Annotated in this window: 14 protein-coding genes; 9 read left to right on the top strand and 5 right to left on the bottom strand. The window is 60.1% G+C overall.

The genetic code is table 11. From position 1 onward, the window contains the following. Window positions 1-1,466 precede the first annotated feature (1,466 nt). From NW841_RS06500 to NW841_RS06480, 5 genes are all read left to right on the top strand, one after another. The gene (locus tag NW841_RS06500) at window positions 1,467-3,218 is read left to right on the top strand and encodes a helicase HerA domain-containing protein (protein ID WP_414385893.1); all 1,752 of its coding nucleotides are present in this window, start codon (window positions 1,467-1,469) and stop codon (window positions 3,216-3,218) included. Between the two features lie 159 nt (window positions 3,219-3,377). After that, a complete protein-coding gene (locus tag NW841_RS06495) occupies window positions 3,378-4,226 on the top strand; it encodes a hypothetical protein (protein WP_414385891.1) in 849 nt (282 codons plus the stop codon). 76 nt (window positions 4,227-4,302) lie between these two features. Continuing rightward, on the top strand, window positions 4,303-4,572 hold the full coding sequence (locus NW841_RS06490; RefSeq protein ID WP_414371822.1) for a hypothetical protein: 270 nt from the start codon (window positions 4,303-4,305) through the stop codon (window positions 4,570-4,572). A 33-nt stretch (window positions 4,573-4,605) separates the two neighbouring features. Then, window positions 4,606-5,340: an energy-coupling factor ABC transporter ATP-binding protein gene (locus NW841_RS06485; RefSeq protein ID WP_414364377.1), complete on the top strand. Its 735-nt coding sequence runs from the start codon at window positions 4,606-4,608 to the stop codon at window positions 5,338-5,340. Window positions 5,341-5,575: 235 nt separating this feature from the next. Next, window positions 5,576-5,788, top strand: a complete 213-nt coding sequence (locus tag NW841_RS06480) for a Calvin cycle protein CP12 (RefSeq protein ID WP_414385889.1) — start codon at window positions 5,576-5,578, stop codon at window positions 5,786-5,788. Between the two features lie 48 nt (window positions 5,789-5,836). Here NW841_RS06480 and NW841_RS06475 read toward each other — a convergent pair whose 3' ends face one another. The 3 genes from NW841_RS06475 to msrB form a co-directional block, all read right to left on the bottom strand. Further along, window positions 5,837-6,001, bottom strand: a complete 165-nt coding sequence (locus NW841_RS06475) for a hypothetical protein (RefSeq protein ID WP_414385888.1) — start codon at window positions 5,999-6,001, stop codon at window positions 5,837-5,839. Window positions 6,002-6,176: 175 nt separating this feature from the next. Beyond that, window positions 6,177-6,980: an FTR1 family iron permease gene (locus tag NW841_RS06470; RefSeq protein ID WP_414364372.1), complete on the bottom strand. Its 804-nt coding sequence runs from the start codon at window positions 6,978-6,980 to the stop codon at window positions 6,177-6,179. A 49-nt stretch (window positions 6,981-7,029) separates the two neighbouring features. Further along, complete coding sequence (gene msrB / locus NW841_RS06465; protein WP_414364370.1) at window positions 7,030-7,440, bottom strand: peptide-methionine (R)-S-oxide reductase MsrB; 411 nt, start codon at window positions 7,438-7,440, stop codon at window positions 7,030-7,032. Between the two features lie 208 nt (window positions 7,441-7,648). On the opposite strand from msrB, the gene ndhN reads away from it, so the two are divergent. The 3 genes from ndhN (at window position 7,649) to NW841_RS06450 (ending at window position 11,102) form a co-directional block, all read left to right on the top strand. Then, complete coding sequence (gene ndhN, locus NW841_RS06460; RefSeq protein ID WP_414364400.1) at window positions 7,649-8,092, top strand: NAD(P)H-quinone oxidoreductase subunit N; 444 nt, start codon at window positions 7,649-7,651, stop codon at window positions 8,090-8,092. Window positions 8,093-8,180: 88 nt separating this feature from the next. After that, a complete protein-coding gene (locus NW841_RS06455) occupies window positions 8,181-9,191 on the top strand; it encodes an LdpA C-terminal domain-containing domain (RefSeq protein ID WP_414385886.1) in 1,011 nt (336 codons plus the stop codon). A gap of 15 nt (window positions 9,192-9,206) precedes the next feature. Further along, on the top strand, window positions 9,207-11,102 hold the full coding sequence (locus tag NW841_RS06450; protein WP_414385884.1) for a R3H domain-containing nucleic acid-binding protein: 1,896 nt from the start codon (window positions 9,207-9,209) through the stop codon (window positions 11,100-11,102). Between the two features lie 16 nt (window positions 11,103-11,118). On the opposite strand, the gene NW841_RS06445 is transcribed toward NW841_RS06450, so the two are convergent. Next, window positions 11,119-12,021, bottom strand: coding sequence for a 4-hydroxybenzoate solanesyltransferase (locus NW841_RS06445; RefSeq protein WP_414364366.1), 903 nt, complete (start codon window positions 12,019-12,021; stop codon window positions 11,119-11,121). Between the two features lie 275 nt (window positions 12,022-12,296). Here NW841_RS06445 and NW841_RS06440 point away from each other — a divergent pair, with 275 nt between their 5' ends. Next, entirely contained in the window at window positions 12,297-13,028 is a 732-nt protein-coding gene (locus tag NW841_RS06440) for a response regulator (RefSeq protein WP_414364363.1), read from the top strand. Here NW841_RS06440 and NW841_RS06435 read toward each other — a convergent pair. Next, the coding region (locus NW841_RS06435; RefSeq protein ID WP_414385882.1) for a CCA tRNA nucleotidyltransferase at window positions 13,025-14,298 on the bottom strand (1,274 nt) is incomplete at its 5' end. The genes NW841_RS06440 and NW841_RS06435 overlap by 4 nt on opposite strands.

Here is a 14,298-nt window from a genome sequence, read left to right as displayed (position 1 = left end):
GCCAAAAGATACTTTCTGCGAATTAGGAGTTAAGCATGCAGAGTGCAGAAGAACAACAAAAGGCCCTTGAGGCTCTCAGGGAAGTTGATTTTGATTGGACGGTTCACCTGAAGAAAATCTGGCAGCCACCCGAGTTTGACGTTCCCGATCTTCATCGAGAAGCTAGAGAGCGGCTATTTGAGCGGCTGGAGAAGTTGATCCAATCCCCCCAAAGCGAGTCTCCGCTGGGGATCCCTGTTGTCGGCAGCGGCGGTACTGGGAAGACCCACCTGCTCAGGGTATTGAGACAGCGCTGCTTTGAAAGGGGCGTGGAATTTGTCCTGGTGGACATGACAGATGTGAAAGATTTCTGGAAAACGGTAGTTCAAGGGTACCTTACATCCTTGATGCAGGAAGAGCCAGATGGAAGAAGCCAGTTAAGAAAGGTTCTCGATCAAATCTTCCTGAAAGCCCTGGCCAGCCCTAAGAAGGCAGAAGAGATTGCTAAATTTCCTCCTGACCTCTTGGTCAGAGTTGTCAATCGAGTTCTGCAATGGCTGTTTACTCAAGATAAGAGTAACACACTTAAGTATCAAGACTGTGTGCGGGCCATGATTTTGGCCAACTCTGCCGACTTTGCCATAGCTGCAGCCGGAATTAGCTGGATAGAGGGCCTAGGTGTAGATGATCCGGAGACGAAGCAAAGGTTTGGCTTTGTCTCGCCAGGCTTAACTCCCAGCGAGATCGTCGCGGGGCTTTCTTGGCTCATGAGCCTGCGGGGGCCCACTGTAGTTGCTTTGGATCAGCTGGATCCAATCATTATGCAATTTCATATAGCTTCAGAAGAATCAGGGGCAGAAGCAAAGACTACAGAAAACATTGTTCACAGCATTGGGGGCGGTCTTATTGCGCTACGAGATTATCTCTCTCGATCTCTTGTGGTTGTCTCCTGCCTAGAAAGCTCTTGGGAAATCCTAACAAAGACGGCTATTTCTACGTTTTCAGGTCGCTTTGAGTCCCATTTGCTCTTTACGCTTACGCTTCTTCCCTCTCCAGATACTGCTGAGGCTGTTGTTGTCCCTCGCTTAGAAAAAGCCTATCGCAAGGTTGGCTTTACCCCTCCCTATTCCTCCTACCCCTTTAAGCCGGAGTTTTTTAAAAGCAATGAATTTCTGTCTCCTCGAGAGCTTTTGCGAAAATGCCATGATCACAGGGAGAGCTGCTTGAAAGAAGGGAAAGTTATCGAGTTAGGAGCCTCCGGTTCTCCTCTTACTGCTTCAAGTGCTCCTCTGCAGGAATTGGATCGCGAGTTTGAGAGGTTTAAGCAAAATGCTAATATCTCTCCATATTTACAGGAAAACAAAGATGAGCCATGGAAAGAACTTTTGACTTCTGTATGTCACTTTCTCGTTTGGCAAGAAAAGTTGCCCGCCAGCATCGGTACCCAAATTGAAACGGATTTCCCTGGAGCCAAAAGCTTTTCCCAGATGCATTCTCGTTTGCGCCTGATCTTCCATGAGGCCAACGAGCGAGAAAAGCACCTTTGTCTGATAGCCATCCAGTCAGGTAATCCCAAGGCCTTCCAGGCCCGCTTGGGAGCCGCCAAGACAGCCGCCGGGATCGATCCGGCCCTGCGATCTCGCAAGCTGGTGGTGGTGCGCACCATACCAGTGCCCAGAGGCCCGGTAAGCCAACAATTGTGGCAGAGTTTTCTTGCGGAGGGCGGGATCCACTGGCAGCCCAGCGAAAGGGAAATCAGGGTTCTGCTGGCCCTAGAACAGCTCAAATCCAGGCCCGATTTTACGGACTGGCTGGCCGAGCGGCAACCCCTTGCCCAACTGGCAGCCGCCGAGCCTGATTCGGCTTTGGCCAAGATCCTCGCCTGGCTGAAGGAAGGGATCCCTGGGCAGGAAACTCCAAAAGGGGATTTCTCACTTTCTAGGGTAGAGAACGGCAGGGCCCCTCAAGCCAAGCAGGACTTGCACCTGCCGAGTTTGTTTGTCGGGCGGCGTTGGGTGGCCAACCGAGAAGGGGAGCCGGTCTTTCTGCCCGTCCCAGAGCTGGTGCGGCACACCGTGATCCTGGCCGGCAGCGGCTCCGGGAAAACGGTGCTTTTGCGACGCATCGTGGAGGAGGCAGCCTTGCAAGGGATCCCTTCCATCGTTATCGATGCTGCCAACGACTTGGCCCGCCTGGGGGATCCCTGGCCTGCTGCCCCCCAAGGCTGGACAGAGGAAGACCAGGCCAAGGCAGAGCGCTACTTTGCCCAAACCGAAGTGGTGATTTGGACCCCTGGGCTGGCAGCAGGTAACCCCCTCACCCTCGCCCCCCTGCCGGACTTTGCTGCGCTGGCTGACGATCCTGAAGAGCTGGATCAGGCCGTCGACATCGCCTGGGGCACCCTTCAGGAAATCGTGGCCCCCGGCAAGACTGTCAGCGACCAACTGAAGCGGGGAGTTCTCAGGGCAGCTTTGAAGTACTTTGCCACCCACCAGCCCGGATCCCTGGCCGAGTTTGCCGAGTTCCTGGCAGATCTGCCCCCAGAAGCAGGAGCCGATATCAGCAAGGCTCCGCAACTGGCCCTGCAGATGGCCAATCTCCTCAAGGCTGCCATGGTCAACAACAAGCTGCTCAGTCAAAGCGGCACGGCGTTGGATCCGGCCAGCCTGTTGGGGCTGGGCGCAGGCTATGGCAAAACCCGCGTGTCGGTCATCAACCTGGTGGGTCTTCCTACCCTGGGCGAACAGCAGCAATTTGTAAACCAACTGGCCATGGCGCTGTTTGCCTGGATCAAGAAAAACCCCGCTCCGCCGGAAGCGCCAGTGCGCGGGCTGTTGGCCATCGACGAGGCCAAAGACTTTGTGCCCTCCCAGGGGACTACCCCCTGCAAGCAGAGCCTGCTGCGCCTAGCCGCCCAAGCGCGCAAATACGGCCTGGGCCTCATTTTCGCCACCCAGGCTCCCAAAAGCATCGACCACAACATTATTGCCAACTGCTCTACCCAGTTCTTTGGCCGGGTCACGTCGCCAGCGGCTATCGAGGTGGTGCGCGAGCAAATTGCCCAGAGGGGAGGAAGCGGCGAGGATGTAGCGATCCTGAAGGTGGGGCAATTCTACCTCTCCTCGCAGCAGCTTCACCCGCCCTGCAAAGTCCAAACTCCCTGGTGCCTGTCTTTCCACGCCCCTACCCCTCTAAGCGAAGCTGAGGTGATCCAGCGCTCTCAAGGCAGCCAATCCTAGATCCTGCTTGGCGCCCTGCTCTGGAACGGTTGCCCCTTCCCCGAGCTAGCAGTTGGCAAGGATCGGGTCTAGAGGTATGCTCCCTTAGGACGTTGGCCGGAAGGGGACACAATGGAAGCCGTCAAAAGACCAGTTCGGCGGAACTTAGGGATTTTGGCCTTGCTGGCAATTTGGGCTTGGCTGAGCTGGGGGACACTGGTTTGGTCTGCCCCCTCCTGTAGGGAGCGGGAGCCGCGCTTGCTGCGGCAAATCCTGGCCGCGCTGGGCCGTCCCCAGGTGGTAGTGGAAGAGGTGGCTCTGTTCGATACGGATCAATGTCTGGTTCAGTTGGTATTGGATCGCCGCGGGCTGAGCGGATCCCTGCCGCCGGAGATTGGCCAATTCCACCGCCTGCGGGCCTTGTCCCTCAGTTACAACCAGCTTTCTGGCCCCATCCCCGCCGAGCTGGGGCAACTGAGCGAGTTGGAAAACCTGTTTCTGGACTATAACCAGTTCTCCGGCCCCATTCCGCCGGAGCTAGGGCAACTGCACAAGCTGCGGGGGTTGTTTTTGGATCACAACCAGCTCTCCGGGCCTATTCCTGCCGAGCTGGGGCAGCTCAGCCGCCTAGAAAACCTCAGCCTACAAAACAACCAGCTCAGCGGCGCCATTCCCAGCCAACTGGGCCAGATGAGCTCCCTGAGGGGCCTGTTTTTGGATCGCAACCAACTCTCTGGGCCCATTCCGCCCCAACTGGGGCACCTGCGCCACCTGGAGAATCTGTATCTGTCGGACAACCGCCTCAGCGGATCCCTGCCGCCAGAGCTAGCCCAACTCAAGCAATTACGGGATCTGCGCCTGGCCCGTAACCAGCTCACAGGCGAGCTGCCCGGCTTTTTGGCAGAACTGCCGCGGCTGGAACGGCTCCACATCGAGGGCAACCCTGGCCTCTGCCTGCCGGCGGCCCTGTCGAGTTGGTTTGCCGGTCTCAATCCAGGGGATCCTCCTTCCGCTCGCCCCTGCCCCTAGGTCTGGGATCTAGGCCTTCCGCCGACCTGCGATACTGGGATCAGGTGTCCACAGCCCCCTACGCGAACAGTTAGCCATGTATACCCTGGAATTGCTTCTGAAGGGAAATCCCGCCCCCATCGTCGTCCACCAAAAAGAGGAGGAGGCGGCCAACCGCGCCTATCAGAGTGTGGTTGAAGCTCTTCGCAACGGATCCCCTCAAAGCTTGGAGCTGACCTGTGACCGCACTGGCAAAAAGGTGTTCCTGCTCACCGGCGAGCTGTGTGGCGTGCAAATGACCACCAAGTCGGGTGGCGCTGGTGCCCCAGGAACGCGTCCCGGCTTTTTGGCGCAGTTGCAGGGTTGAGAGCAGCTCTTCGGGTCTTCGCAAGGGATCCTCATGTCTGAGAGGGGGACAGAGTCCTTTCGCGGTGGCAAGAGGGAGTCCCCGCCGGCCATTCGGGTGGAGGGCCTAACCTTTGCCTGGCCGGAGCGTCCCCCGGTTCTGCGAGAGTGCAGCTTTGTCATTCCCAAAGGCCAGTTGTGGATGCTGCTGGGGCCTAACGGCAGCGGCAAGTCCACCCTATTGCAACTGTTGTCCGGATCCCTCACCCATCCTCAGCCCCTAGCCGGCCACTTGGAGGTGCGCGGGCGGCTGGGCCACGTGTTTCAAAACCCGGATCACCAACTGTTTATGCCGACGGTAGGGGCAGATGTCGCCTTTGGCTTGGGGGCAGAGCCCCTCACGTTGGAAGAGATTGCCGAGCGGGTAGAAACGGCCTTGGAGCAGGTGGGCTTGCGGCACTTGATCCGCCGGCCCATCCACGGCCTCAGCGGTGGACAGAAGCAACGGGTGGCGGTGGCTGGGGCCCTGGCCCGGCACTGTGAAGTTCTGCTGTTGGACGAGCCAACGGCCTTGCTGGATCCCGAGAGCCAGGCGGAGTTGCTGCGCTGCATCCGCCGCCTGGTGGATCAAGAGGGGATCACCGCCCTCTGGGTCACCCATCGGCTGGCCGAGCTGGAATGGGCGGACGGAGTAATTTTCCTCTCCGAAGGACGGGTGCGCTATCAGGGATCCCCAGAGCAGGTGCGGCAACAGCTTGGACAACTGTTTGGCGCCTTCAGGTCTCACTGATCCCGAAGAGATCGCAAAAGGGTGGCTGCAACCCCCTGCGGTCGCTGCTTAGAATGGTAATGTATCCACAGCGCTCGATAGGTCGGCAGCAGGTCATCATCCTGGACTTATCTACCCTGCGGAGTGGCAGGTTTCTGCCTGTTAATCCGTGAGTGCGCTAGATCCCTGCGGATCGGCGTCAGCAGATTATACCTGTGGGCCCCTGGCCCCATCTCGTTGAAAGGAGCTTGAGCATATGGAACTGGCTGAAGTCATTGCCAAAGAGCTGGAAAACGCCCGCAAGATCTGCGATGAGTACGGCGAAGGGGATCCCCACTGCCGTGCTGCTTGGGATGTTGTTGAAGAAGTGCTGGCAGCCCGCAGCCACCAGCCCAAAACTCCCAGCAGCCTTGAGCAGCACTGCGCCGAAAACCCAGACGCCGTTGAGTGCCGGGTTTACGACACCTGATTTCAGGTAACCCCGCAGAGTAAACTTCCCCCGACTTTAGTCGGGGGCTTAGCAATAACGCGAGAGGTAAAATCTGCATCCCTTTCCCAGCCACAGGCCGGGTTGACACAAGCAAAAACCCTTTCCTTCCTGTTGGCCAAGCCACAAACACTGGTGGCAGGTCTGTGAGCGATAGGCAGGCGGCACCACCACAACCTTGACCTCTGCCCTCATTGCCTTGTACTGCACAAACTGCCTCAACAGGTAGAACGCCCCTCGCGCTAGCGGGCCGTAGGCCTCACTATTCGACCGCCGCCGTTCTGTCTGGCTGCACGGCTATTGGCTGACACACCCCCGCTCGCGCCAGCGGGCTGTAGGTCTCTGTCGCATCCAGCTTTGCAGAAGTTTCTCACGGAGAAAGGTTTTGAGCAGAATCAGCTCGCAGCCATTGCCTCATCCACAAGACAAAGGCCGTTCCCAGCAGCACCAGTTGCGGGATCAGCGTCTGCCAAGTGGGATACAGACCCAACCAGCGCAGCTTCGGGATCCCGGATAAGGGGGTCATCGGAAGCCAGCCCGCCACTTGCAAAGCGTGGAGGCCGCTGCCCAGGAACTTAAAGCCCAAGTAAAAAATCAGCAGGCTTAAACCCCGGAAAAAAGCCCCCAAGGGCAGCTTCAGCCCCACCTGCAGCAGCAAAATCGCCATTCCCACCAGCAGCAGGGATCCCAGACCGATCCCCAGCCAGAGATCTTCTGCCGCCAGGGAAGGGGCCAATCCCACATAAAACAACACCGTTTCCGCCCCTTCGCGAAACACCGCTGTAAAGGCCAGGAAAGCGAGGGAAAAGACCTGGCCGGTGGCGAGCGCTGCCTGGGCTTGTTCTTGCACAAAGGTTTGCCAGGAGGCAATGGCAGCCCGCTGGTGCAGCCAGAGGCTGACCGAAAACAGCAAACCTGCCGCCACCAGCCCCGTGATCCCTTCCAGCACCTCTTGGCGGGTGTGGGTCAGCAACTGCTGGAAAAACAACTTCACCAGCAAGGCAAGCATCACCGCTGCCAGCAGACCCATGGATCCTCCCAGCCAAACCCAGCGCTGTTGGGCTGACTGCCCACTTTTGCGCAGAAGGGCCAGCAAAGCCACCAGCACCAAGAGTGCCTCCAGACCCTCCCGCAGCAAGATCGAGGCAGCATCCAAAAAGGTGTAGTCCGACATCAGTTCACCCAGGCAGGCTGCCCAATTCTAGCGTTGCCTGAGAAAAGGCTCAGGTAGTGGTGGGAATGAACTTGAGAGCAGCAGAGTTGATGCAGTAGCGCAAACCCGTTGGTGGGGGACCGTCCCGAAACACGTGTCCCAAGTGTCCCCCACAGTTGGAGCAGTGAACCTCTGTGCGAGGCACGAACAATTTCCAATCCGTCTTGGTACCGATCACCTGCGGAGCAACCGGCTCCCAAAAACTGGGCCAGCCAGTGCCACTGTCGTATTTGGCTGCCGAGGAAAAGAGCTCCTGCCCACAGCCCGCGCAGACATAGATCCCTGGGGCCTTATTGTCGTAGTAGGCGTTGCGGAAGGGGGGCTCGGTTCCCTCTTGGCGCAGCACGTAGTACTGTTCTTCAGTAAGCAGCTCACGCCACTCGGCGTCGCTCTTGGTTACGGGATAGGTTGGTTGAGCCATTGTCTGTTGCTCTCCTGTTGTTCTCAATTCTAACGCCTCTTTATGTCTTCCTCCCCTCCTCCGGCAGGTAGGGGGAGGCCGGGGTGCTTCTATGAGTTCCATCGGTAACTTCTATCCTCGCCTGGGGGCCTACTCCCGCTACAATGGGCACGGGCAAGGCTGGTCTCGAGATCCTAGACTCTCAACTCTGAGGAAGACGGAGTGCTTTATGTTGCTGGTGGGCTCAGGTGCCAAGTTTGTGCAACAGCTCGAGCAATGCGGGGCTTTGGCCATGTTTGTCACCCCGGAAGGGGGATCCGAAGGGCATTACCTGCGGCGGCTGCGCGGGGCCGGCTACGAGGTAGTCACCCTGTCCAGCAAGGGGATTGGGGATTTGGTCAGTTATCTGACGTCCAGCCATGGGGTGCGGCCTGCCACGCTGGGCAAATCGCAGCGGCGTACCTATTTCTACCCCTCGTTGATCGAGCAGTACCGTGCCACCTTGCCCCCAAAGGCTAAGGGATTGGTGTTTTGGTTTTATGAGGGGCATGTGCTCAGCCGGCAAGAACTCTCCTACCTGGTGAAGCTGAGCCAAGAAGATAAGGGCGTGAAATTTGTGGTGGAGCTGGGTCGAGAGCGGTCAATTCGCTGGCAACCTCTGCAGAGTGCCTGAGGATCTGCCCAGATGCCTCGAAAATTCTTTGCTACCATCTCAAGTAGGCGGCCTGCAGCCCAGACTCCCATCCTGCCGGTGGCTTTCCGTGTCTGTGACCTTGCCGAACGTCTCGCTGCAACAGGGTACTTGGTTTAAGCTAATCTGTGGCGCAAGTTTCCACCACTTGCCGTCGATTCGAGAGCTCTCTTTTCTCTACACGCTGGCCGGTGCCGATTGCATTGACGTTGCCGCCGATCCGGCCATTGTGCAAGCTGCCCAACAAGGGATCCGGCGGGCCCAGGCGGAGGATCCCCAGGTGGGATCCCCCTGGTTGATGGTCAGCGTCAACGACGGCGAAGATGTGCATTTTCGTAAGGCGGTGCTGGTGGATCCCGTCTGTCCTGCCGACTGTCCGCAGCCCTGCCTAGCTGTTTGTCCACCCCACGCCTTGATCCGGGCAGGCGCTTCCACCCAAGTCCACATCCGGGCAGAGCTCTGTTACGGCTGTGGCCGCTGTGAGCCAGTGTGTCCCCACCAGCGCATTGCCACCCAGGGCTATCAGGTTGCGGCGGCGGAGATCCTGCCGTCCTTGCTAGAGCTGGGGGTTGAGGCGGTGGAAATCCACACCCGTATTGGTCGGCAAAGTCAATTCGCGCAATTGTGGGGATCCCTAAAGCCCTGGCTGCGGCGGCTGCGGGCCGTCTCGATTAGCTTTAACGATGGCCCCGGTTTGGAGGCTTATTTACGGGATCTGCTGGCCTTGATGGATCCCCTGCCGGAGGTGTTGATCTGGCAGGTGGATGGCCGGCCCATGAGTGGAGACATTGGAGCTGGCACCAGCAAGGCCACCCTAAAGTTGGCCCGCAAGGTGTTGGATATGGGCCTGCCTGGCTATGTGCAACTAGCAGGAGGAACCAATGGGCAAACGGTGTCGCTGTTGGATCCCCGTTGGCCGGTGGCGGGTGTGGCCTTCGGCAGCTATGCGCGACAGTTGGTGGCCGCCTATTTGGAGGGGGGATCTGGATTGGCAGGCGGGATCCCATTGGCCAAACAGTTGGTGCAGCAAGTGAAGCGACGAGCGGTGGCCCCCAGACAAACCTGTTTTTCCGGTGTTTAACAACGTTGCTTAACCATGAGTTTCTCAGTACAGCCCTTCAACCCGTCGGCGAATCTGGAAAGTGCTCCGCACCGCCTAAGCAATCGCACCCCTTTTCCTGGCCAAGTCCACTACAACGACGATTTGAACAAGCTTCTGGATGTTCTGCCCGCCCCCATTCGCCAGCGCCTGGAGCAGCATCCCCAGTTGGATCAGTTGGTGGAGGTGGTGCTGGATTTGGGCCGCCGCCCGGAAGCCCGCTTCCCCGGCTTTGCCGATTACCTCTCGGAGGAGGTAGTCACCCGCGCCGACCTGGATCTGGTCATCAGCCAAGTGGGAGAGTTTAGCGGCGACAACCGGGCTGGCATTGCCTCAACTCTGCACCGGATCAGCGCCATTCGCAACCGCCAGGGCACGATCATCGGCCTCACCTGTCGGGTAGGGCGTTGCGTTATCGGCGTCATCAGCATGATCCGCGATTTGGTAGAGCAGGGCCGCTCGATGCTGTTGCTGGGCCGCCCAGGGGTGGGCAAAACCACCGCCCTACGGGAAATTGCCCGCGTGCTGGCGGACGAGCTGCACAAACGGGTCATCATCATCGACACCTCCAACGAAATTGCCGGTGATGGCGACGTGCCCCATCCAGGGATTGGCCGGGCCAGGCGCATGCAGGTGGCCAGCCCGGAGCTGCAGCACAAGGTGATGATCGAGGCGGTGGAAAACCACATGCCGGAAGTGGTGGTGATCGACGAGATTGGCACCGAGTTGGAGGCTCTGGCCTCCCGCACCATTGCCGAACGGGGGGTGCAACTGGTGGCCACTGCCCACGGCAACCGCATCGACAACCTGATCAAAAACCCCACCCTTTCGGATCTCATAGGCGGGATCCAATCCGTCACGCTGGGAGACGAAGAGGCGCGGCGGCGGGGCTGCCAGAAGAGTGTCCTGGAGCGCAAAGCCCCCCCCACGTTTGAGATTGCGGTGGAGATGCTGGAGCGGGATCGCTGGGTCATCCACGAAGATGTGGCGGCCACTGTGGATCGCCTCCTGCGCAACCGCGAGCCACTGGTGCAACTGCGCAGCCTGGACGAACGTGGCCAAGTGGTGATCGAGCGCCCCACCCTGTCTGGCCCCCAGTGGCCCCCCCCTGCCGGCAGCACCCCGTCCCCGACGCGGGAGCGAGGGGGATGGCACCGTTCTGGGCGGATGGAAGCTTTGCCCTTAGAACCCAGCGAGACTCGTTTGCGCCAGCCTGGTGAATCTGGCTCGCCCTCGGCCAAAGGGGCCGTCCCGCCAGCAGCAGCGGGATCCCGTCCTGAGCCGCAAGTTATGGCCAGCCCCAAGGCAGAGTCCAGGTCTGAGGAGGAAGAGGATGCCGACTGGGAGGAACCTGCGGCAGCGGCCCTGGCAGAACGGCAACGGGGCCTGGATGGGCTGCTGAGGATCTATCCCTACGGGGTTAGTCGCTTCCACCTGGAGCAGGTGATCCAAACTTTGAAGCTGTCGGCGGATGTCACCAAAGACCTGGATGAGGCCGATATTGTTTTGGCTTTGCGATCCCAGGTGCGCAGCCGCTCCAAGATCCAGCAACTGGCCCACGCCCGCCAGATCCCGATTCACACCGTCAAGGCCAATACTCTGATCGCCCTTGCCCGCGCCCTGCGTCACATCCTCAACATCGAAAGCGAGGACGGCTCTGATTCTGACCTGGAGCTGTTCATTCGGGCCAGCTCGGGCGACGAAACGGAAGCCTTGGAGGAGGCCCGCCTGGCGGTGGAGCAGATCGTCATTCCCAAGTCCCAGCCGGTGGAATTGCTGCCCCGCTCCCCTCTAATCCGCAAGCTGCAGCACCAGTTGGTGGAGCACTATCACCTGCGGGCCCAGAGCTTTGGCGAAGAGCCCAACCGCCGCCTGCGCATCTATCCCAACTAGCTCCAGCCAGGGTTCCTCAGGCCAGCAGGGATCCAGCGATCATCCCTGCCAAGAGAATGAAGCCCTGGAGGACGTTTTGGCCGAAGATGGCCATGTAGAGAGTGGGAGGGGGATTGACCTGGTGGAGCTGCCAGGTTTGCCGGCCCCAGAGGGCGGCGGCAACTGCCAAGCTGAGGAAATAGACCGCGTGCAACTGCAGGCTGATCCCCACCCCTAAGAGGGCAAGGGCGGCGCCCAAGAAAAATAGCCCCACCGCCGTCGGCGTCTGTCGCCCAAAAAAGCGGGCGCTGGAGTGGATCCCGGCCCGCTCGTCGTCCTCCCGATCCGATAGGGCATAGACCGTATCAAACCCTAACGTCCACAACACCGTGGCCAGCCACAGCCAGCCCAGCCCCTCCTCCCACAGGGGCTTCTGGGGATCCTGGCCGCTCACCGCCGTCCAACTGATGAGCACGGCAAATCCCCAAGCCAGGGCTAGCACCAGTTGGGGCACCGGGAACACCCGCTTGGCCCCCGGATAGAGCAGGATCACCGGCACCGCCGCCACGCAGAGGGCAAAGCTGACCGGGTTGAGAAAAAGCGCCAGCCCCGCCGCACAGGCCAAGGTCAGCAGCGCCATCACGATGCCGACGGCAACGGTCAATTCGCGGCTGGCCAGGGGGCGGTTGCGGGTGCGCTCCACCAAGGGATCCAAATCCCGATCCCAGAGGTCGTTGATCACACAGCCTGCCCCGCTGGTGGCTAAGCTGCCCAAAACCAGGATCCCAACCAGCGGCCAAGGCGGCGTTCCCCGTCCGGCCAGAAAAGCCCCCCACAAAGCCGGGATCATCAAAATCAACCGCCCTGCCGGCTTGTGCCAGCGCAACAGCCGTAAAATCGCTCCGCCAGTGGCCCAGAGGGCAGAAGGAGGGGCAGACATAGCCAGATCAAAAGAGGGCCAGTTGCCAAGGGGAATGGGGCTCCGCACCGATCTTAAATCATCCTGAACTGCCCTACCCTGGAACCCTTGTCGCCTCCCTCGCCGTCTTTCCTTTTTGGCCAGCATTTGGCTCCTCTTTTCCCCCTATTGGCCAGCCTGAGAAGTTTGATATCCTAGCGGGGGGCTGCTGTTGAGGATGATGAACTTTGCTCCTTTTCCTCTGTGAGGCCGTTCGCGCAAACGAGACGGAGTCTGCCATGCAAGCAACCCTTTCCATGACCAGTCAACTTCCCCAAGTTCAAGTCAAGGAAGCTTCTCCCCTGCTGGAGACTCTGCTAGTGGTGGATGATGAGGACGCAATTCGAGAAACCGTTGCCCTTGCCCTTGAAGAACAAGGATACCGAGTTTTGCAAGCAGTGGACGGTCGAGAAGCGTTAGAGCTGGTGCATACAGCCGAGCGGCTGGACTTGATGATCCTCGATCTAATGCTGCCCAGTTTGAATGGCTTGGATCTATGCCGTCTGTTGCGTAGGGAGGGTAACACCCTCCCCATTTTGATGCTGACAGCCAAAAGCAGCGAGACCGACCGGGTGATGGGCCTGGAGCTGGGGGCCGACGACTACCTAACTAAGCCTTTTGGGATGCGGGAGCTGATTGCCCGCTGTCGCTCCGTGTTGCGCCGTCGGCAGCAGGCCTACGCCAGCGAGGCCATGGTGCTCCGCTACGGGGATATTTGCATGTTTACCCAGGAGTGCCGGGTGTTGGTGCGGGGGGTGGAGGTGAGTCTCTCGCCCAAGGAGTTTCGCCTGTTGGAGCTGTTCATGTCCAATCCCCGCCGCGTTTGGACGCGGGAACAGCTTCTGGAGCGGGTTTGGGGATCCGACTTCATGGGCGACAGCAAGACCGTGGATGTCCACATCCGCTGGCTGCGGGAAAAGCTAGAGGTGGATCCCAGCAACCCAGAGTATTTGGTGACGGTGCGCGGCTTCGGCTATCGCTTCGGCTAGGTTTGGGAGCTTCTCTCGCGCCAGCGGCGGGCAAAGGAAAGGGCTTCGGCGCGGGTTTGGATCTGACCCGAAGCCTGCGCTTCCTGGAGATCTTGCAATAACTGGCCCACCCAAGGTCCGGGTTTAGCACCCAAGCTGTGCAGCAGGTCGCGGCCATCCAGCAAGGGCACCAAATGGGCCAGGGGATCCTGGGGATCTTCGTAGCGCTGCAGCCAGGACTCTATCTTTTGGGGGCTGCTGCCGGTCGCTGCCGCCAGCAGGGCCAGGCCGCCGAAGAGGGATCCCGCCTGGTGATAGAGCCGCCACTGTTGGCTGGGTGAGGGGGAGTGGGTTAGGAGCGGCTGGAACTGGGGCAGAAGCTGGTGCAGCTTTTGAATGGCCCGCATCTCTGCCCGGCTGAAGCGCAGCCGTTCCAGCTCAGCTTCCACCGTCTCGGCGGGGGTTCCCGCCGGATCCCACAGTAGGGCTGCCAACACCGTTGCCAACAGGCCGCTGCGCCGATCCGCCAAAGGCTGGGCCAGCTCCGCCAGCGTGCGGGGATACTGGAGCTGCCAGATCTCGGCCCATTGCCACACCGCTTGGGCCTGGGCAAAGCCGGGGCTCTGGGGCGTTAGGCGGGGCAGCCAAGCCACCAGCAACCCTGCCGCCACTGCCGCTTGCAGGTGGGCCAGGCCCGGGATCCCCCTCTCCAACAAGGTCACCACCTCGGTCCGCACCCGTTCTGCCGCCACATTGGCCACAAGGGGGGCCCGCCGGCGAATCGCCTCTGCCGTGGCTGGATCCAGCGCAAACCCCAGTTGGGCTGCCTGGCGATAGGCCCGCAACAGCCGCACTGGATCGGCGCTGAGGTTGTCGGGGTGAACCATACGCAGGCACCCCTGGTCAATATCTGCCCGACCGCCCGTGGGATCCAACAGTTGCCCCTCCTGCAGCTCCAGGGCCAGGGCGTTGCAGGTGAAGTCTCGCTGCTGCAGATCCGCTTCCGGGGTGGGGCCCACCTGCAGGGCTACGTCCACCGTCGCCGCCGTGGGGGTGGAAGCCCCTCCTTGGCCCAGCACGATGCGGGCAATCTGTCGCTCCGCATCCAGCACCACAAAGCCGGCCTTCAGCCGCCGCGCCACCCCCGCTGCCCACCCCACGGGATCGGCTGGACACATTAAGTCCAGATCCAGCGCCGCCTTGGGGTCTCCAGCCTGGCCCCGCAGCCAAGCTAGGTAGGCATCCCGCAGGGATCCCCCCACCCAGTAACTCCCCTGGGGCAGCCACTCTT

This window comes from Synechococcus sp. H60.3, from assembly GCF_047462295.1.
Classification (GTDB): Bacteria; Cyanobacteriota; Cyanobacteriia; order Thermostichales; family Thermostichaceae; genus Thermostichus.
The sequence above is the reverse complement of the archived record's forward strand: the minus strand, read 5'-3'. Positions and strand labels throughout refer to the sequence as shown.

What these genes read in the sequence shown, in the direction of transcription:
- NW841_RS06500 (WP_414385893.1), top strand. Translation starts at nt 1,467, where the DNA reads ATGCATTCTCGTTTGCGCCTGATCTTCCATGAGGCCAACGAGCGAGAA.
- NW841_RS06490 (WP_414371822.1), top strand. Translation starts at nt 4,303, where the DNA reads ATGTATACCCTGGAATTGCTTCTGAAGGGAAATCCCGCCCCCATCGTC.
- NW841_RS06485 (WP_414364377.1), top strand. Translation starts at nt 4,606, where the DNA reads ATGTCTGAGAGGGGGACAGAGTCCTTTCGCGGTGGCAAGAGGGAGTCC.
- NW841_RS06480 (WP_414385889.1), top strand. Translation starts at nt 5,576, where the DNA reads ATGGAACTGGCTGAAGTCATTGCCAAAGAGCTGGAAAACGCCCGCAAG.
- NW841_RS06475 (WP_414385888.1), bottom strand. Translation starts at nt 6,001, where the DNA reads ATGAGGGCAGAGGTCAAGGTTGTGGTGGTGCCGCCTGCCTATCGCTCA.
- NW841_RS06470 (WP_414364372.1), bottom strand. Translation starts at nt 6,980, where the DNA reads ATGTCGGACTACACCTTTTTGGATGCTGCCTCGATCTTGCTGCGGGAG.
- msrB (WP_414364370.1), bottom strand. Translation starts at nt 7,440, where the DNA reads ATGGCTCAACCAACCTATCCCGTAACCAAGAGCGACGCCGAGTGGCGT.
- ndhN (WP_414364400.1), top strand. Translation starts at nt 7,649, where the DNA reads ATGTTGCTGGTGGGCTCAGGTGCCAAGTTTGTGCAACAGCTCGAGCAA.
- NW841_RS06450 (WP_414385884.1), top strand. Translation starts at nt 9,207, where the DNA reads ATGAGTTTCTCAGTACAGCCCTTCAACCCGTCGGCGAATCTGGAAAGT.
- NW841_RS06445 (WP_414364366.1), bottom strand. Translation starts at nt 12,021, where the DNA reads ATGTCTGCCCCTCCTTCTGCCCTCTGGGCCACTGGCGGAGCGATTTTA.
- NW841_RS06440 (WP_414364363.1), top strand. Translation starts at nt 12,297, where the DNA reads ATGACCAGTCAACTTCCCCAAGTTCAAGTCAAGGAAGCTTCTCCCCTG.